Source organism: Actinophytocola sediminis (assembly GCF_054779715.1).
This window is the reverse complement of record NZ_BAAGXS010000029.1, coordinates 1-17,145: the sequence shown is the minus strand read 5'-3', so window position 1 is coordinate 17,145 and position 17,145 is coordinate 1. Positions and strand designations below refer to the sequence as shown.

The 17,145-nt window shown below is 70.6% G+C and carries 15 protein-coding genes and 1 pseudogene; 10 read left to right on the top strand and 6 right to left on the bottom strand.

The features are described 5' to 3' along the window. Positions 1 to 400 precede the first annotated feature (400 nt). The 6 genes and pseudogenes from ACYVIP_RS19590 to ACYVIP_RS19565 form a co-directional block, all read left to right on the top strand. Positions 401 to 1,492, top strand: a pseudogene (locus tag ACYVIP_RS19590) (aminotransferase class V-fold PLP-dependent enzyme); the annotation flags it as partial. Between the two features lie 32 nt (positions 1,493 to 1,524). After that, on the top strand, positions 1,525 to 1,851 hold the full coding sequence (locus tag ACYVIP_RS19585) for a hypothetical protein (protein WP_460398284.1): 327 nt from the start codon (positions 1,525 to 1,527) through the stop codon (positions 1,849 to 1,851). A gap of 172 nt (positions 1,852 to 2,023) precedes the next feature. Beyond that, a complete protein-coding gene (locus ACYVIP_RS19580; RefSeq protein WP_460398282.1) occupies positions 2,024 to 3,421 on the top strand; it encodes a gluzincin family metallopeptidase in 1,398 nt (465 codons plus the stop codon). 61 nt (positions 3,422 to 3,482) lie between these two features. Beyond that, on the top strand, positions 3,483 to 4,157 hold the full coding sequence (locus ACYVIP_RS19575; protein ID WP_460398280.1) for a response regulator: 675 nt from the start codon (positions 3,483 to 3,485) through the stop codon (positions 4,155 to 4,157). Beyond that, entirely contained in the window at positions 4,154 to 5,578 is a 1,425-nt protein-coding gene (locus ACYVIP_RS19570; protein ID WP_460398278.1) for an ATP-binding protein, read from the top strand. Before ACYVIP_RS19575 ends, ACYVIP_RS19570 begins: the two co-directional genes overlap by 4 nt. After that, the gene (locus ACYVIP_RS19565; RefSeq protein WP_460398276.1) at positions 5,575 to 6,048 is read left to right on the top strand and encodes a hypothetical protein; all 474 of its coding nucleotides are present in this window, start codon (positions 5,575 to 5,577) and stop codon (positions 6,046 to 6,048) included. The genes ACYVIP_RS19570 and ACYVIP_RS19565 overlap by 4 nt, the downstream gene beginning before the upstream one ends. Here ACYVIP_RS19565 and ACYVIP_RS19560 read toward each other — a convergent pair. Together ACYVIP_RS19560 and ACYVIP_RS19555 are read right to left on the bottom strand one after the other, a co-directional pair. After that, entirely contained in the window at positions 6,041 to 6,700 is a 660-nt protein-coding gene (locus ACYVIP_RS19560) for a response regulator (RefSeq protein ID WP_460398274.1), read from the bottom strand. The two genes, ACYVIP_RS19565 and ACYVIP_RS19560, sit on opposite strands and share 8 nt — an antisense overlap. Then, positions 6,697 to 7,851, bottom strand: coding sequence for a sensor histidine kinase (locus tag ACYVIP_RS19555; protein ID WP_460398272.1), 1,155 nt, complete (start codon positions 7,849 to 7,851; stop codon positions 6,697 to 6,699). The genes ACYVIP_RS19560 and ACYVIP_RS19555 overlap by 4 nt, the downstream gene beginning before the upstream one ends. 203 nt (positions 7,852 to 8,054) lie before the next feature. Here ACYVIP_RS19555 and ACYVIP_RS19550 point away from each other — a divergent pair, with 203 nt between their 5' ends. The 3 genes from ACYVIP_RS19550 to ACYVIP_RS19540 all read left to right on the top strand — a co-directional run bounded on the left by ACYVIP_RS19550 (position 8,055) and on the right by ACYVIP_RS19540 (position 11,989). Then, positions 8,055 to 8,957 (top strand): alpha/beta fold hydrolase, encoded by a 903-nt coding sequence (locus ACYVIP_RS19550; protein WP_460398270.1) that lies wholly within the window; start codon positions 8,055 to 8,057, stop codon positions 8,955 to 8,957. Between the two features lie 188 nt (positions 8,958 to 9,145). Beyond that, positions 9,146 to 10,420 (top strand): ricin-type beta-trefoil lectin domain protein, encoded by a 1,275-nt coding sequence (locus tag ACYVIP_RS19545; RefSeq protein WP_460398268.1) that lies wholly within the window; start codon positions 9,146 to 9,148, stop codon positions 10,418 to 10,420. 114 nt (positions 10,421 to 10,534) lie between these two features. Further along, positions 10,535 to 11,989 (top strand): lysyl oxidase family protein, encoded by a 1,455-nt coding sequence (locus ACYVIP_RS19540; RefSeq protein ID WP_460398266.1) that lies wholly within the window; start codon positions 10,535 to 10,537, stop codon positions 11,987 to 11,989. Between the two features lie 164 nt (positions 11,990 to 12,153). Here the strand turns inward: ACYVIP_RS19540 and ACYVIP_RS19535 are convergent, their stop codons facing one another. Continuing rightward, complete coding sequence (locus tag ACYVIP_RS19535; RefSeq protein WP_460398264.1) at positions 12,154 to 13,074, bottom strand: glycoside hydrolase family 19 protein; 921 nt, start codon at positions 13,072 to 13,074, stop codon at positions 12,154 to 12,156. 101 nt (positions 13,075 to 13,175) lie between these two features. Continuing rightward, the gene (locus tag ACYVIP_RS19530) at positions 13,176 to 14,114 is read right to left on the bottom strand and encodes a GlxA family transcriptional regulator (protein WP_460398262.1); all 939 of its coding nucleotides are present in this window, start codon (positions 14,112 to 14,114) and stop codon (positions 13,176 to 13,178) included. 145 nt (positions 14,115 to 14,259) lie between these two features. On the opposite strand from ACYVIP_RS19530, the gene ACYVIP_RS19525 reads away from it, so the two are divergent. Then, positions 14,260 to 14,922: a DJ-1/PfpI family protein gene (locus ACYVIP_RS19525; RefSeq protein WP_460398260.1), complete on the top strand. Its 663-nt coding sequence runs from the start codon at positions 14,260 to 14,262 to the stop codon at positions 14,920 to 14,922. A gap of 11 nt (positions 14,923 to 14,933) precedes the next feature. On the opposite strand, the gene lexA is transcribed toward ACYVIP_RS19525, so the two are convergent. Further along, positions 14,934 to 15,587, bottom strand: a complete 654-nt coding sequence (gene lexA / locus ACYVIP_RS19520) for a transcriptional repressor LexA (RefSeq protein ID WP_460398545.1) — start codon at positions 15,585 to 15,587, stop codon at positions 14,934 to 14,936. Further along, positions 15,571 to 17,145: helix-turn-helix transcriptional regulator (locus tag ACYVIP_RS19515; RefSeq protein WP_460398258.1), on the bottom strand; the 1,575-nt coding region annotated here is incomplete at its 5' end. The genes lexA and ACYVIP_RS19515, both read right to left, overlap by 17 nt.

Genomic DNA, 17,145 nt, shown 5'->3' with positions numbered 1-17,145 from the left:
CTCTCTTAGTATCTACTATAAACTATATAGATGTCCGATATTGTCGCACGGATCTGGGTTCGGTCGCGTCCCGCGTCACCCAAAGGCCACGAGAACCGTCAAGGGGAGTCGTCTGGTTCGGCGCGTTCACCTCGGACTGGTGGTACGGATGTCGCCGGCGTCCGCCGGCAAGGCCCGGGTCGCCGAAGGTCGTGGCGGAACTGGCCCGCGCCAGATTCGCAATCAGCCCGCCGGTGGTCCGATCGTGACGAGTTCGGCCCTGATCGGACCACTCTCCTACTATTGATTAGTCATTATATAGATGTCCGATAATACCGCTCAGGCGCGGTCGCGGCCAAGTACGACCAAAGATCCAAAAGAAGCCCTGAGGGCAGGGTCTGGTGTGCTGCACACTGGCCCGATGGGTGACATCTGGCAGGAGCAGTTCGACGAGTCGGTCGGGTATCTCGACTTCGCCCGAGTCGGGCCGCCGTCGCGGGCGGTGGTCGAGGAGAGTACGGCGTTGCTCGGCATGATCGCGGCCGCCGGACCGTCCACAGTAGACGAGTTGATGACCAACGACGTGCGGGCGCGGCTCGCGGTGGCGCGGCTGTGTGGTGCGGTCGAGGACCGGGTCGTGCTGTTGCCGCACACGAGTCAGGGACTGTTCCAGGCGGCGTTCGGGGTGCCGGCGGGTGAGGTGTTGGTGTCGGCCGGCGAGTTCCCGGCGAACAGGTATCCGTGGGTGCGGGCCGAGCAGGCTGGCCGGTTGACGGTGCGCTGGTTGCGGGCGCCGGGTGGTCGGGTCACTCCGGAGGCGGTCGCGGCCGCGCTGACCGCGAGTACCACGGCGGTGTCGGTGAGCGCGGTGGACTTCCGGACCGGGTACCAGGCGGACCTTGCGGCGCTACGGGAGGTCGTCGGTGATCGGCTGCTGGTGGTGGACGGTATCCAGGGTGTCGGGGTGGTGGACGAGCCGTGGGAGGTGGCCGATGTGTTGGTGTGCGGTGGGCAGAAGTGGCTGCGTGCGGGCTGGGGGACGGGTTTCGCGGTGTTGTCCGACCGTGCGCTGGAGCGGATGGGCACGCTGATCTCGGGGTGGACCGGCGTCCGTGATCCGGGGGTGTTCGACGACGAGATCCACGAGTCCGCGCCGGGTGCGCGGTCGTGGTCGGTGAGTCATCTGAGTCCGGTGAACGCCGGGGCGTTGGCGCGGGCGCTGGAGTTGGTCGAGGAGCTCGGGTTGTCGGTGATCTCCCGGCGGATTGCGGAGCGGGTGGCGGAGTTCGAGGAGGTGTTGCTCGCCGGTGGCGCCGAGATCGTGTCCGCGACCGATCGCCGGGCGGGGATTCTGTCGTTCCGGCTGCCTGGGCGGAGTTCCGACGAGGTGTCGGCGGCGCTGACCGGAGTGGAGGTGGTGGCCACGGTGCGCCCGGATCAGGTGCGGTTGTCGCCGCACGCCTCGACCGGGTCGGGTGCGGTGGAGCGGGTGCGCGCGGCGCTGACACAGCTTCGGTAGCCTCGGTCGTACCTGGGGAGGTGCACATGGGCTTTGACGTCGACCCGGAGAATCTTCGGGCCAATGGTGCGGCGATTGGCGACACCCATGCCGGGGCGGCGGCGGATGTCGGTCGGTTGCACGGTGAGACGGAGGCCGGCGAGGTTCCGCCGTGGGGCACCACGTTGCTCACCGATGTGTTGATCGGCGCGCTGTACCGGGAACTGACGTCGTTGACCGGTGAGGCGCTGGAGCTGGTCGGCGGCGGCCTCGAGCACAGTAGGTCGGGTCTGCGTGGGATGGCCGACGCCTACGAACACGCGGACAACGAGGCTGGCGGTGTCTTCGACCGGATCGGGGATGGGCCGGCGTGACGGTGACGTTGTCGCCGGAGTTGACGGAGTTGTTGGGCCGGACCGGGCACACGTGGCCGGACGCGGACGAGGACCGTGCGGAACGCCGCATCACCGATCGCTGACCAGTTTGGGACCGGACTGCGACACGGGTCGGACGTTGGTCGGACATCCGCCGAGCAGGGTGGTCGGCATGGATCTCATTCACAGCAGGCGTAGTGGACCTCGTCGGCTCCTGGTGGTCGGGGCCGTGGTGGCCTGCACACTGGTGGGGGTCGGCACGAGTGTCGCGGTGGGCGGCCGGTCCTCGGACGCCACGGTGCCGGCCGCGGGGCGGTTCGACGTCGCCAGCTACGACATCACCATGGACTACCTGCCGGCGGAGGGCACTCTGCGGGGCGTGACGGTGGTCCGGGCCACGGCGACCGACGACCTGGACAGTTTCACCCTCCACCTCAGCGGGCCGACTGTCCGTGCGGTGTCGGTCGGGGGCGCGGCGTCGTTCACCCAGTCCGGGGACAAGGATCTGGTCATCGTGCCGGCGGTCCCCCTTGGCCGTGGCGCGGACTTCGAGGTCCGGGTTGAGTACGACGGCACTCCGGGACCCGGGTGGTTGCCGACGACCTCCGGTGGCGCCACCTCGTTCATGGGTAGCTCCAGTGCCTGGTTCCCCGCGCACGAGGATGCCCACGACAAGGCGGACTTCCATCTCACCGCCACTGTTCCCCCGGGGTGGAGCGCGGTGGCCATCGGTCGGGACGCGCCGGTGGCGCACGCGGCCGGTGGGGATGACACCTTCCGCTGGACCGAGCCGGCGGTGGATCCGGCGCATGTCGCGGTGACCATCGACCGGCTGGAGGTTGAGCGCTCGTCGTTGACCGACGGCACGCCGGTGGTGACCGCGTACGCCCCTGGTCTGCGGGCGGCGACCGAGCCGTTGGCCGATCGGCTGCCGGAGATCATCGACTTCCTGTCCGGCGTGTTCGGCCGGTACCCGTTCTCGTCGGCGGGCAACGTGTTCGTGCATGTCAACGATGACGGGCCGGCGACGGCGCCGCAGACCCGGCCGGTCTATCTCGGTGCGGGCAACGCGCGGTTCATGGATCTGACGGCCGTGGTGCACGAGCAGGCTCACCAGTGGTACGGGATCTCGGTGGCGCCCGCGGCGTCGGCGGACAACTGCCTGTCGGAGTGTTTCGCGGCCTACGCGCCCTGGCTGTGGGACGAGGTCAAGGACGGTGTCGATCTGGACGGCCGTTATCGGGAGCAGGTGGCGGCGGGTGTGGATGACCCGAACTTCTGGGCCGCGTTGTATCGCCCCGGCCAGACGCCGGGGATCAACCTGTACAGCAAGGGTCCGGTGGCGCTGCACGCGTTGCGGCATCAGGTCGGTGACCAGGCGTTCGACGAACTGCTTGGGCAGTGGCCCGAGCGGCATCGCGGCGGCTACGTCGACTGGCCGGCGTTCGAGGAGTTCGCGGAGACGGTCACCGGGCAGGAGCTCACCGGGTTTCTCGAGGCGTGGTTCCGGGACGCGACGGTGCCGGCGGAGGAGTACCTGTGGTCGGGTGAGCTGACGCCGGCGCGCTGAGCACGTCCCGGTTGTGTCGCAGAAGATCACCGACGGCTCGGGTGTTGTCCATACTCGACGGGTGGCGGCGGTACTGCTCATCGAGGACGACCCGCTCGTGCGGCGCGGGCTTCAGCTCGCGCTGCGCGGGCACGGTCACGACATCCGCACGGCGGACACCGGCGAGGACGGGTTGGCGGCGTTCCGCTCGGCCAGACCGGACCTGGTGGTGCTGGATCTGATGCTGCCGGGCATCGACGGGTTCGAGGTGTGCCGGCGGATTCGGGCGGCCGGTGACGTGCCGGTGATCATGTTGACGGCCAGGGGCGAGGACGCCGATGTGGTCGGTGGGCTGGCGGCCGGTGCGGACGACTATGTGGTCAAGCCTGCCCAGCCCACGGTGCTCGACGCGCGGATCCGGGCGGTGCTGCGGCGTAGTGCCGGCACGTCCGACGGGGTGCGGGTCCATGGTGACCTGCGGATCGACACCGCCTCGTTGACGGTGTCGGTGCGCGGTGAGCCGGTGCCGTTGACCCCGACCGAGCTGCGGTTGCTGCTGACGTTGTCGCGGTCTCCCGGTCAGGTGTTCTCCCGTCAGCAGTTGTTGGAGGGTGTGTGGGAGCATGACTATCTCGGCGACTCCCGGTTGGTCGACAACTGTGTGCAGCGGTTGCGGGCGAAGGTCGAGTCCAGTCCGGCGGCGCCGAGGTACGTGCAGACGGTGCGGGGGTTCGGTTACCGGTTCGGGCCGGTATGACCCGACGGTGGTGGCCGAGGGGGTTGCGTCCCCGGCTGGTGGTCGCGTTCGTGGTGGTGACGGTGCTCGGGGCCGCGGCGGCGGCCTGGTCGAGTGCGGGGTCGGCGAGTACCGCGTTGGTCACCTCGACCCAGCGGCGGTTGACCGAGTCCACCACCGACCGGATCGCCGCGATCGCGCCGGAGTTGACCTATCCGCCTGATCAGGCGTCCCTGGATCGGCTGCGGGCGGCGGTGGGGCCGGACACGCTGGTGACCTACCGTGATCGGCGTTCGGTGGCGGGGACGAGGACGTCGTTGGTCACCGACGCGGTGCGGGCGGCGGTGCGGTCGGGGAACCGGCTGGTCGCCCAGCGGATCGTCGCCGATGACCGGCCGTGGTTGGTGATCGGCACGCCGGTCACGATCACCGGTCCGGACGGGTCGCGGGCGGCGTCGGGGATCGAGGTGTTCTCGGTGCACGACTTCACCGGGGTGGCGGAGCAGATCGACGGGCTCACCAGGTCGGCGGCGGTGACCGCGGCGTTGGCGTTGCCGTTCGCGGTGGTGGTGGCGTTGCTGGCCGCGGCAAGTGTGTTGCGGCCGGTGCGGGAGTTGCGGGACACCGCGCGCCGGTTGGCCGCGGGTGATCTGGGTGCCCGGTCGCCGGCGCAGGGTGCCGACGAGTTGGCCGAGCTGACCGCGACGGTCAACGAGATGGCCGAGTCGGTGCAGTCCTCGATGGCCGAGCAGCGCCGGATGCAGGCCGACGCGAAGCGGTTCGCCGCCGATGTCTCCCATGAGCTGCGGACGCCGTTGAGCACGTTGACCGCGGTGGTGGAGGTGCTCGCGCGCGCGGCCGACGGGATGGCGCCGGATGCCAGGGAGTCCGCGCAGTTGGCGGTGACCGAGATCCATCGGCTGGTGCGGCTGGTCGAGGATCTGATGGAGGTGTCCCGGTTCGACGCCGGCACGGCGCCGGTGCGGGTGGAGGAGGTCGAGGTGGTCGGCGCGGTGCGGGACTGTCTGCGGGCTCGGGGGTGGCTGGCGGAGGTGGAGTTGGTGGCGCCGGAGCCGATCGTGTTGTGGGTGGACCGGCGTCGGCTGGACGTGATCGTGGCGAATCTGGTCGGTAACGCCATCCGGCATGGTGCGCCGCCGTGGCGGGTGTCGGTGACGGCCGCGGGTGGGCAGGCGTGGATCGAGGTGACCGATCACGGGCCGGGGCTGCCGGCGGAGGTGGTGCCGCACGTGTTCGACCGGTTCTACAAGCGGGACGCGGCGCGTGCCCGTACTCCGGGCAGTGGGTTGGGGTTGGCGATCGCGCGGGAGAACGCCCGGCTGCACGGTGGTGAGCTGACTGCGGGCAATGTCGAGGGTGATGCCGAGGGTGGTGGTGCCCGGTTCGTGCTGCGGTTGCCGCGACACCGGGATGACGGGTGAGGCGCGGCTGGGTGGCGGTGGTGCTGGTGCTGGTGGCGGGGTGTGGGGTGCGGCCGTCGGGGGTGACCGATGCCGGTGAGGCGCCAACGGGGGTGGCGCCCGGGGTGACGTTGTACTTCGTCGACAGCCGCCACGAGTTGGTGGCGCAGGTGCGGCGGACCGACCGGTTGGGCACGATCTCCGAGGCGATGACGTTGCTGCTGTCCGGGCCGGGGGATTCGGCGGTGGGTACCGAGATCACGCCCACCGGCACGACCAGGGTGGTGGTGACCAGCGAGCCGGGCACGATTCACCTGATGGTGCCGTTGGCGGTCGAGGATGTGACCCCGACGGGTGTTGATCAGATCGTGTGCACCGCGTTGGCCGTGCATGTGCAGGGCGGTGGGTCGCCGGTCACGGCGGTGGTGGTGCGGTTCATCCAGCCGACGCCGGAGTCGGCGGTGCGGCGGACCTGTCCGGTGATCAGGTGACCAGGCCGTGGCGGTAGGCGTAGACGACGGCCTGGACGCGGTCGCGGAGGTCGAGTTTGGTGAGGATGCGGGACACGTAGGTCTTGACGGTCTCGTGGCTGAGTACCAGGGCCGCGGCGATCTCGCCGTTGGAGCGGCCGTCGGCGATCAGGCGTAGTACCTGCAGTTCCCGTGGGGCGAGGGGGATGTTCTCGCCGGGGTCGTCGGCGGGGCGGATCCTGGCGGCGTAGCGGCCGACGAGTTGGCGGGTGACCTCGGGGTCGAGCAGTGCCGCGCCGGTGGCCACGGTGCGGATGCCGTGGAGCAGTTGTGCTGGGGGCGCGTCCTTGAGCAGGAACCCGCTGGCGCCGGCGCGTAGCGCGGCGTAGACGTATTCGTCGAGGTTGAACGTGGTCACCACGAGCACCTTGACCGGGTCGGCGACGCCGGCGCCGGCGAGCAGTCTGGTCGCCTCGATGCCGTCCAGTACCGGCATCCGCACGTCCATCACCACGACGTCGGGGTGGAGGCGGGCGGCGAGGTCGACCGCGGTGTGGCCGTCGGCGCATTCGCCGACGACCTCGAGGTCGGGTTGGGCGTCGATGATGGTGCCGAACCCGGTGCGGATCAGCGCCTGGTCGTCGCAGATGAGCACGCGTACCGGTGTGGTCACGGCTGGCTGCCGGCCGGGATGCGGGCGCGGACGACGAATCCGCCGTCGTCGCGGTGGCCGGAGCTGAACTCGCCGCCGAGCACGCCGACTCGTTCGTGCAGGCCGGCCAGGCCGCGGCCGCTGCCGCCGGGGAACCCGGCGCGGGTGCCGGTGCCGTGGGTGCCGATCTCCACGGTGATGTCCTGGTCGTCGTGGCGCACGTGCACGGTGGTGTGGCTGCCGTGGGCGTACTTGAGGGCGTTGGTGAGTGCTTCCTGCACGACCCGGTAGGCCGCGGCGCCCGCGTTGCCGGCGGCGTCGACAGGTCGGCCTTCCTCGGTGAACTGCACGGGTTGTCCGGCCTGTCTGATCTGGGCCACCAGGGCGTGCAGGTGGCCGCCCGCCGGTGCCGGCTCGTCGGTGGTGTGGTCGGGGTTGAGCAGGTCGAGCAGGTGGCGCAGGTCGGTGATGGCGCGGCGGCCGGTGGTGGTGACGGCCACCAGGGTCTGGTCGAGCCGGGCGGGGTAGGCGGCCAGATAGCGGGCGGCCTCGGTCTGGACGACCATGGCGGTCACGTGGTGGGTCACCACGTCGTGCAGTTCGCGGGCGATGCGGGTGCGTTCGGCCAGGCGGCTGGCCTCGGCGACCTGCTGGCGGCGTTGCGCCTCTGCTGTTCTGGACAGCCGCAGCCAGGAGCCGATGCCCCAGGCCAGGACCATGCCGAAGTAGAAGGTGACGTAGCCGGCGACGCTCTCGGTGCCGCCGACCCGGTCGATGGCGATCACCAGCGGCACGTAGGCGGCTGTGGCCAGTGCCGCGGTGAGGCGGCGGCGCTGGCGCAGGTGGGCGCCCGCGCTGAGCAGTGCGATGGCCATCGCGGTGCCCGAGACCGTGTGGTAGCCCAGTAGTTGGTCGACGGTGAAGCCGGCCGACACGGTGGCCAGGCAGGCCGCAGGCCATCGTCTGCGCATGATCAGCGGGAGGCATTCGGTGAGGATCACCGCGACGGCCAGCGCGTCGAGCGGGCGGTGGGGCAGCCCGCCGACCTGGGTGCCGTGGCTGTCCATGTTGGGCACCAGGGAGATGACCGCGAGCAGGAGCGCGCAGGGGACATCCCTGGTCGTGACGTCGAACCGCTGCCACTGTTCGGTGAATCGGCGGGGATCGATCACGGACCGAGCGTAGTGGCGAGGCGAACACGGCCAGCAACCGCTGTCCCCCGTGCGAGCTACACGCAGCTGTCCACCACGCGGGGATGATTCCGGGTCGGCGACTCCCTAACGTTCGGTTGGCCGGGCTCTCCGGTGTCGGAAGAACTCTGTCGAGTGACGTCAGTTGGGGAAAACTCTTGTTTCACAACGTCAAGGCACCTGCTGTGATCGCGCTGTGCGCCACCCTGGTCGGCGGGGTGCTGGCCGGCTGCGAGGAAGCCTCGGAGGCCGCGCCGAACCGCCCGAACCCACCGGCCACGTCCGCCGACGGCGCCTCGTCCCCGTCGGCCGATGGCGGCGAGGACGTGATCTCCGGGACCGTGAAGATCGCCATCGACGGCAAGACGGTGAACGTGTCCTGCGCCGGCGAGCCGGCGGCCGACCGGCCGGTCGTCATCCTGCTGCCCGGTCTGGGCGACAGCATCAAGGACATGGCCGGCATCCAGGAGACCCTGAGCGCGCGGAACCGGGTCTGCGCCTACGACCGGCTCGGCGAGGGCGAGAGCGACCAGCCCGACGGCCAGCAGACCTTCGAGAGCACCGGGGAGATCCTGACCAAGCTCGTCGAGCGGGTCGCCGGGGGCGCGCCGGTCGTGCTGGCCGGGCACTCCCTGGGTGGCATGATCGCCGCCCGGTACGCCCCCGGCCATCAGGACACCGTCGCCGGGCTGGTGCTGATCGACGCCACCACGCCGACCACGGTCGCGGACACCACCAACATCATTCCCGAGACCGCGACCGGGGAGGCGGGCACGCTGCGCGCGGGGACCATCGCCGCCTACGGCGGGGAGAACCAGGAACAACTGGTGATCACCGACGGCGAGGTCGAGTCGGCCGGCGACATCCCGGTGGAGGTCATCCAGCACGGGCAGCAGTACCTCGCGGCCCTGCCCGAGTTCGGCCCCGGCCTGGAGCGGGCGTGGGGCGAGGGACAGCGGAAGTGGCTCGCGGTGTCCACCAACAGCACGCTGAGCACCGCCGCCAACAGCGCCCACCACATCTACCGCGACGAGCCGCAGGTCGTCGTGGAAGCGATCGAGCGCGTCGTGTCCGAGGCCGCGAAGTAGCGACCACGTTGCCGAATAGGGCGCCGCGACTCGCGGCGCCCTATTCGGTGCGCCAGCGGTCGTCAGCGTTCCGGCAGCGTTCGGCGCGGGACCTGATGATCTTCGGATCGGGCTACGTTCAGGAGTGCCCGGAACCGCTTCCGGGTCGATTCCGAGAATCCCTGCGCTCGTGATGAAGGTGGAAGCACATGACAGGAAACAGGTTCGGTACCGCCGCCGCGGCGGCGGTACTCGTCCTCGCCGCGACGGTCACCTCGTTCGGTGCCCAGGCCAGCGCCGCGCCGCCGCCGGTGATCGCCGACCCGCCATCGGCGTTCTCCGACGAGCCGGTCACCCCGCCCGGCGCCGGTGTCGCGGCGACCGTCTGTGCGGGCGACGGTGTCAGCGGTCGGCGGGTGCAGCCGATCTACGTCCGCGGCGACGGGCAACCGGACCGCTATCCCCAACTCGTCGGCCAGTTCCAGTCCTTCGCCGACCAGATCGACGCGGCGTTCGTCGAGGCGGCCGCCAGAACCGGTGGCGTGCGGCACGTGCGGTTCGTGACCGACGCCGGCTGCCGCGCGGTCATCGACAACGTGGTCATCCCGCAGTCGGCGATGGCCACCGTCGACACGATCACCAATGCGCTCAAGGCGCGGGGCTACAACCGCACCGACCGCAAGTACCTGTACTGGTACGAGAACTCCGGCTGCGGCCTGGCCTTCGGCAGCGGCGGCGACGACCGCCCTGGCGCGGACAACCCGTACAACGCCGGCCCGCACTACGCCGCGCTGGGCACCAGCTGCTGGTCATGGGCCGCGAGCGCGCACGAGTTGCTGCACACCATCGGCGCGGTGCGCGCCAGCGCGCCCAACGCCACCGCGCACGGGCACTGCTGGGACGACGAGGACATCATGTGCTACAACGACGGCGGCATCCCGAACCCGCCGGGCGATCTGGTGAAAGTCTGCCCCGGCGCCCCGGAGAACCAGATCGACTGCAACAACGACGACTACTTCCATCTCACCCCGCCGGCCGGCAGCTATCTGGCCAGCCACTGGAATGTCGCGAACAGCCTGTATCTGACCGGATCCGGCGGCGGCGTCGGCCCGATCACCGGCATCGGCGGCAAATGCGTCGACGTGCAAACCAGCAACACCGCGGACGGCACCCCGATCCAACTCTGGACGTGCAACGGCACCGGCGCCCAACAGTGGACCCCGCGCGGCGCCACCATCGTCGCGTTCGGCAAATGCCTTGACGTGACCAGCAGCGGCACGGCCAACGGCACGCTGACCCAGTTGTGGACCTGCAACGGAACCGGCGCCCAGGTCTGGGAAGCGGGCGCCGACGGGACGTTGCGCAACCCACAGTCCGGCCGGTGTCTGGACGCGCCCAACGGGTCCTCCGCCGACGGCACCCGCCTGGTCATCTGGGACTGTACCGCCGCGACCAACCAGATCTGGCGACTGCCGGCTCGGTGACCACCGCCTTTCTCTGTCCACACAGGATTGATGCGCGTGGGCGTCAACTTCGTGGCGCGCCCGCGCGTCATTATCAGTGGAATGGGGCAAATCCCTGGACAGAGAAGGGGAGCAATGATCAAGAAAATACGGCCCGTACTTGTCCTGGCCGGGATCGTGGCCGCCGTGGCCGCCACGATCCCGGCGCAGGCGGTGGCGGCCGGCCAACCGCCGCTGCGGCTGGTCGCCGGCTCGCAGACGGTCACCCTCCACCGCTATCCCGGCGAGAGCGTGCTGCTCGACCTCGGGGTGCACCTGGTGACCGGGTCCTCGCCGTTCGAGATCCGCGTGACCCGCGAGTCCTACACCGAACCGATCGTGGCCACCCAGATCGTGCACGGCCGCGCCAGGAAACTCCCCGATGGCCTGCTGACCGACTTCGCCGGGCTGCCGGACTTCCTGCACGTCACGGTGACCGACGCGGCCGGGAACGTGGCGCTGGAGACCGACCAGACCTTCTGTCCCAACAATGACACCGCGAGAACCAGACCGGACGCCCCGGACACCTCGCCCTACCCGGCCTACTGTTCGCTCAACCCGTTCACCCTCGGCAGTGTCTGGGGTGTGCAGGCGGGCTGGGCCACCAGCGCCACCGACTGGTACAACGGCCGGGTCGACCTCGCCGAAGGCGCCTACACCGCCCAGATCAGCGTCGCCCAGCGGTACCGGGACCTGTTCGGCATCCCGGCCGACCAGGCGAGCGTCACCATCCAGGTGACCGTGCACGCCGTTGACGTGTCCGACCCGTTGTCTGACCCGTTGTCCGAGGCGGCGCGATCCGGTGCGCCGCAACCGAACGCCACCCGCCCGGCCGGCGCGCCCAGCGTGCCGAAGGGACCCAGGCCCGACCTGCGCGCGCTGCCGGCCTGGGAGATCGACATCGCGCCGGCGGAGGGCCGCGACTACCTGCGGTTCGCCGCGAACGTGTGGAACGCCGGCCCGTCACCGTTGGTGCTGGACGGTTTCCGGCGTACCGGCGAGGACATCATGGATGCCTACCAGTACTTCTACGACGCCGACGGGAACCAGGTCGGCTACGCGCCGACCGGCACCATGGAATGGGACGCCAGGGAAGGCCACCACCACTGGCACTTCACCGACTTCGCCAGCTACCGGCTGCTCAACGCCACCCAGTCCGAGGTCGTGCGCAGCCAGAAGGAGGCGTTCTGCCTGGCCGCGACCGACGCGATCGACTACACCGTGCCCAACGCCAACTGGAACCCCTACAACACCGACCTGCACACCGCCTGCGGTAGCGAGGGTTCGCTGGCGGTGCGGGAGGTGCTCGACGTCGGCTCCGGCGACACCTACCTGCAGTACCTGCCCGGGCAGTCCTTCGACATCACCGACCTGCCCAACGGGACCTACTACGTACAGGTGATCGCGAACCCGGACCACAACCTGTATGAGACCGACCTGACCAACAACATGTCCCTGCGCGAGGTCATCCTCGCGGGCTCGCCCGGCGAGCGCACCGTCACCGTCCCCCCACACGGCCTGATCGATACTGATCCGCCTCTCCGGGATTAAAAGTTTCCGTTTCGTTGGATTGATTTCTGCCGGTTTGTGCTTGTCGGTGGCTGGGTTGCGTTCCGTTCCCCTTGGGTGCGGTTGGCAGCCACCTGGCTCATAGCGTCGGCTTCCCGGTGTGCCTGCCTCGCGTTTGTGAGGGAGGCACACCGGGGCGTCACGACTCAGCAGTAGAGGTTGCCGCCGGGGGAGACCCCGAGGAGTTGGCTGAACTGCTGGTACTTGGTCACCCGGCTCTGTACCTGGCCGGGGTTCCCGCCGTCGCACTCGATGGCGCCGTTGATACTGCGGATCGACTGGCCGAAACCGTGCCCGCCGGTCATCGCGGTGTGGCCGGACATGGTGCCGGGGCCGCTCTGGGTCATCCAGTACCACAGGCCGGTCTTCCAGGCCACGGCCGCGTCGTTCTGCACCAGCCACGGATCGGTCAGCAACGGCAGGCCCAACGCGTTGCCGGCCGCGTTGTAGTTGAAGTTCCAACTCAGCTGGATCGGGCCGCGACCGTAGTAGGCCGACTGTCCCGCCGGGCAGCCGAACGGCTGGTTCCAGTCACAGTAGTGCGGGTAGTTGTTCTGGTCCTGCTCCACGATGTGCACCAGGCCGCCGGTCTCGTGGGACACGTTGGCCAGGAACGCCGCCGCCTCCTGCCGCCGGACGGTGTCGCTGCCGGTGTTGGCGAAGGCGGGGAAGGCGCCCATCGCGGTGCGCAGACCGCTGTAGGTGTAGAAGGAGTTCCTTCCGGGGAACATCTGGTTGAACTGGGCCTCGCTGACCACGAACCCGCCGGGATCCGGGTCGCTGCCGCCGTCACAGTCGTACGGGTCCCAGAACCAGTGGCTGATCACCGGGTCGTAGCCGGGGTTGGCGTGCACGGCGATGTAGTGGTTGCCGTCGGTGTAGCGCACGATGTCGCCGGGGTTGTAGTTCTGTCCCGCCTGCCAGGCCGGGTAGTCGCAGGCCGCCGCGGACGGCGCGACCGGTGCGGACGGTCTTGCTGGCGCGGCCGAGGCCGAGGTGGTGACGGTGGCCAGGCTCACCGCGGCCGCGAGCACGCCGACGAGAACCAGGGTACGGCGCAACGTCATGGGTTACTCCTTCGCGCAGGGGACGATCGGAGCATCACGGAGTGACCTCCCCAGCAAAGCACCATTGGTCTAAACCAGTCAATGGTACAGACCACCAGGGGTCAGCTGAAGGCGCGCCGGTAGGCGGAGGGACTGACGCCGGTGGTCTTCTTGAAGCGGTCACGGAAGGCGGTGGGTGAGCCGAAGCCGACCTGGGCCCCGATCCGTTCCACGGAGTGGCGGGTGGTCTCCAGCAGGTGCTGGGCCCGGCGGACGCGGGCGCGGTGGAGCCACTGGAGCGGGGTGGTTCCGGTCTGTTCGCGGAAGCGGCGGATCAGGGTCCGGGTGCTGGATCCGGCGTGCGCGGCGATGCCGGCGAGGGTGAGGTCGGCGCTCAGGTTGTCCTGCAACCAGGTGAGCAGCGGCTCCAGGGTCGAGCCGCGCGGGACGGGCACGTAGTCGTGGACGATGAACTGCGCCTGTCCGCCCTCACGTTCCAGGGGCATGACCGACAGCCGGGCGGCGTCGGCGGCCACGGCCGAGCCGTAGTCGCGGCGGATCAGGTGCAGGCAAAGATCCAGGCCGGCCGCCGCGCCGGCGGAGGTGAGGAACTGGCCGTTGTCGACGTACAGGACATCCGCGTCGACCGTGATGTCCGGGTGGGCGGCGGCCAGGCGGTCGGCCGCGATCCAGTGGGTGGTGGCCCGCAGGCCGTCCAGGAGCCCGGTGGCGGCCAGCGGGAAGGTGCCAGAACAGATGGCGGCGATGCGCGTACCGCGCGCGGCCGCCGCCCGCAGTGCGTCGCGGACCGCGGGGGACAGTGGGGTCGCCGGGTCGTCGGTACCGGGCACGATGATCGTGTCCGCGCCCCTGAGCCCGTCCAGCCCCCAGGGCGCGCGCAGAGTGAAGGCACCCGCGTCGATGTCCGGCTTCTCCGCGCACACGCGGACCTGGTAGCCGGGGCGGCCGTCCGGAAGACGGGAGCGGGCGAAGACCCCGATCGGGGTGGACAGGTCGAACGGGACCACCTGGTCCAGCGCGAGCACGGCGACGGTGTGCATGGCCGGAAAATACCGGCCAACCAGGGACTCGTCCCCCCGTGGCGATATCCCGTTGGAAGGTGTCACCAATGCCACTGGGAGCGGCGGCGGCAGCTGGTTAGCGTCGGCGCGGACCGGACTTGGCACACCCCAGAAGGAACCCCGCATGCACGCCCAGATCATCCTGTTCGACGGTTTCGACCCGCTCGATGTCATCGCCCCCTACGAGGTGCTGCACGCCGGCGGCATCGCCTCCGGTGGCGCCCTGAGCGTGGAGTTGGTCTCCGCCGAAGGGCCGCGCGAGGTGGTCAGCGGCACCGGCGGCCTCGCGCTGCGGGCCACCGGCACCCTCGACCCCGCACGCGCGGGCCTGATCGTGGTCCCGGGAGCCGCGGGCCGCTTCGACGAGCCCGACCACAACGGTCAGCGCGAGGACGTCATCTCGGTGCGCCTGGCCCGCACGCTGACCACCGAGCTGCCCACACTGCTGACGGCGGCGATGAAAAATCCGGCGGTGACGGTCGGCACGGTGTGCGGCGGCTCGCTCGTGCTGGCCATGGCCGGCCTGCTGGCGGGCCGTCATGCCACCACGCACCACCTGGGCCTGGACGCCCTCGGGGCCGCCGGTGCGCACGCGATCACAGCCCGCGTCGTCGACGACGGCGACCTCGTCACCGGCGCCGGCGTCACCTCCGGCCTCGACCTTGGCCTGTACCTGCTGGAACGCGAGCTGGGTCCGCGGATCGCGCACGCCGTCGAAGCGCTGTTCGCCCATGAGCGGCGCGGCACCGTCTGGCGCGACCAGGGCCCGGTGCCCGCCGGTGTCTGACCTGTCGGTGGTCAGACGCTGCGCAGGACCGAGACGACGACGCCGAGCACGACCGCCTCGTCGCCGTCGATGACCTCGTAGGCGGGGTTGCGCGGTTCGAGATAGACGTGGCCGCCCCGGCGGCGGTAGACCTTGACCGTGGCCTCACCGTCGAGCATCGCGGCCACGATCTGGCCGGAGTGCGCCTCGCTCTCCTGGCGGACCACCACGATGTCGCCGTCGCAGATCGCGGCCTCGGTCATGGAGTCACCGCGCACCCGCAGGCCGAACACCGTGCCGCGGCCGGTCAGCCCGCGCGGCAGCGACAGCACGTCGTCGACGTGTTCCTCGGCCATGATCGGGATCCCGGCGGCGATGTCGCCGACCACGGGCACCGGCACGACATCCTCGCCGGAGCGCTCCGCCGGCCGGCGCAGGAACAGCCGCACGTCGATCGGGCGGGACACCGCGGCGCTGCGCCGCAGGAAACCCTTGTCCTCCAGGCTCGCCAGGTGCTTGGACACCGACGACGATGACCGCAGGCCGACCGCGTCGCCGATCTGGCGGGTGCTGGGGGAGTACCCGTGCTGGACAACCCAGTCCCGGATCACGACCAGGATCCGCTGCTGGCGCGGCGGCAGGGCCGAGACGTCCAGGTGCTCGAACACGTCATCGTCGTAGGTCATCACCGGCGGAATGATAGAGGTCGGGCAGGTCCCTGAGCTGGCGGCGCGAGCTGATGTCGAGCTTGCGATAAATATTGCGCAGATGGGCCTCGACGGTCCTCGGGCTGAGGAACAGCCGGGCGGCGACCTCGGCGGAGGTCGCGCCGGTGGCCACCAGCCGGGCGATGTGCGTCTCGCGCATGGTCAGCAGGTGCAGGGTGGTCGTCGAGCGGCTGCGCGCGGTCTCCCCGGTGGCCAGCAGCTCGGTGGCCGCCCGCGCCGCGAACGCCGTCAGCCCGGCGGCCGACAGCAGGTCGTGCGCGGTGCGCAGCTGGGTGCGGCACTCCCGTCTGCGGCCTGCCCGGCGCAGCCATTCCCCGTACAGCAGGTGCGCCCGCGCGTGGTAGGGCCGCAGGGGGTTGCCCTCGAGCCGGTCGAGCGCCTCCACGTAGTGGTCCTCCACACCGGTCACCAGCGCGCGGGCGTAGGCGCCGACGCCCAGCGCGGTCGGGGTCGCGCTGGCCTCGGTCCGTTCGGTGAGCTCGGCGAGCGCGGTGGTGGCGGTGTCCCGGTCGCCGCAGCGCACGGCGGCCTCGACCAGCTCCGGCAGGGCCAGCCCGGCCAGCAGCAGGTCGCCGTGCGCGGTCGCGCGGCGGGCCGCGGCCAAAGCCGCGGGATAGTCGGCCAAGCCGTTGTGCAGCACCGACTCGGCCCAGTGCACGTTGGCGATCAGCTGTCCGGCGCCGCTTCTGGTCGCGGTGGCGGTCGCGGTCGCGAACTCGGCCGCCGCGTCCTCGCGGTGGCCGCGCATCGCGGCCAGGTACAGCCGGGGGTAGAACATCGGCGGGCCGTCGATCGCGTCGGCGAGCGCCTCCTCCTCCCCGATCGCGGCCATCGCCTGCCCGAGGTCGCCGGTGACCGCGGCGTAGGAGGCGACCTGGGCCAGCGCGAGCCGCAACACCAGCGGCGAGCCGGTCTCCCGGCCGGACTTCAGCAGCGACTCGATGACCGTGGCATGGGTGTGCGGGTCCAACAGCTCACCGGCGATCATGATCGCCAGCGCCGGCCGCTCGGTCCACAGCACCCGGTCGACCAACGCCGCGCGCAACATCGGGGCCGCCGCCCGGTGTCCGTGAGCGTCGAGCACGACCAGGGCGTCGAGCACGTCCCCGCTCGCGGTCGGCCGCGCCGAGCGCACGGCGGCCAACACCTTGTCCAGCACCCCGCTGGCCCGCCCGACCACCAGCGCCATCTCCAGCGCGTCCAGGTAGTACTCGCGGGCCGCGGCCGGATCGGTGGCCGACATCCGGTGCGCGGCGCGCAGCATGAACATCGGGCCGTCGCCGTCGTTGTGCCGCATGAAGGACAGCCGGCCGCGCAGCAGGTCGATGTCGACCTGCCGGCGCGGATCGGGGGTCGCGGCGATGGTGCCCAGCAGTGTCTCGGCCGCGTCGGTGGCGCCCGCGTCGAGCATGGCCCGGGTGGCGGTGAGGGTCCGCGCGAGCCGGGTGGCCGGGTCCAACGACAGGGCCGCGGCCCGTTCGGCGAACGCGGCGGCGGCCGCGATGCCGCCGCGGGC

Coding starts and splice junctions, on each gene's coding strand:
- ACYVIP_RS19535 (WP_460398264.1), bottom strand. CDS start 13,074: ATGACGTTGCGCCGTACCCTGGTTCTCGTCGGCGTGCTCGCGGCCGCG.
- ACYVIP_RS19525 (WP_460398260.1), top strand. CDS start 14,260: ATGCACGCCCAGATCATCCTGTTCGACGGTTTCGACCCGCTCGATGTC.
- ACYVIP_RS19540 (WP_460398266.1), top strand. CDS start 10,535: ATGATCAAGAAAATACGGCCCGTACTTGTCCTGGCCGGGATCGTGGCC.
- lexA (WP_460398545.1), bottom strand. CDS start 15,587: ATGACCTACGACGATGACGTGTTCGAGCACCTGGACGTCTCGGCCCTG.
- ACYVIP_RS19570 (WP_460398278.1), top strand. CDS start 4,154: ATGACCCGACGGTGGTGGCCGAGGGGGTTGCGTCCCCGGCTGGTGGTC.
- ACYVIP_RS19580 (WP_460398282.1), top strand. CDS start 2,024: ATGGATCTCATTCACAGCAGGCGTAGTGGACCTCGTCGGCTCCTGGTG.
- ACYVIP_RS19530 (WP_460398262.1), bottom strand. CDS start 14,114: ATGCACACCGTCGCCGTGCTCGCGCTGGACCAGGTGGTCCCGTTCGAC.
- ACYVIP_RS19585 (WP_460398284.1), top strand. CDS start 1,525: ATGGGCTTTGACGTCGACCCGGAGAATCTTCGGGCCAATGGTGCGGCG.
- ACYVIP_RS19545 (WP_460398268.1), top strand. CDS start 9,146: ATGACAGGAAACAGGTTCGGTACCGCCGCCGCGGCGGCGGTACTCGTC.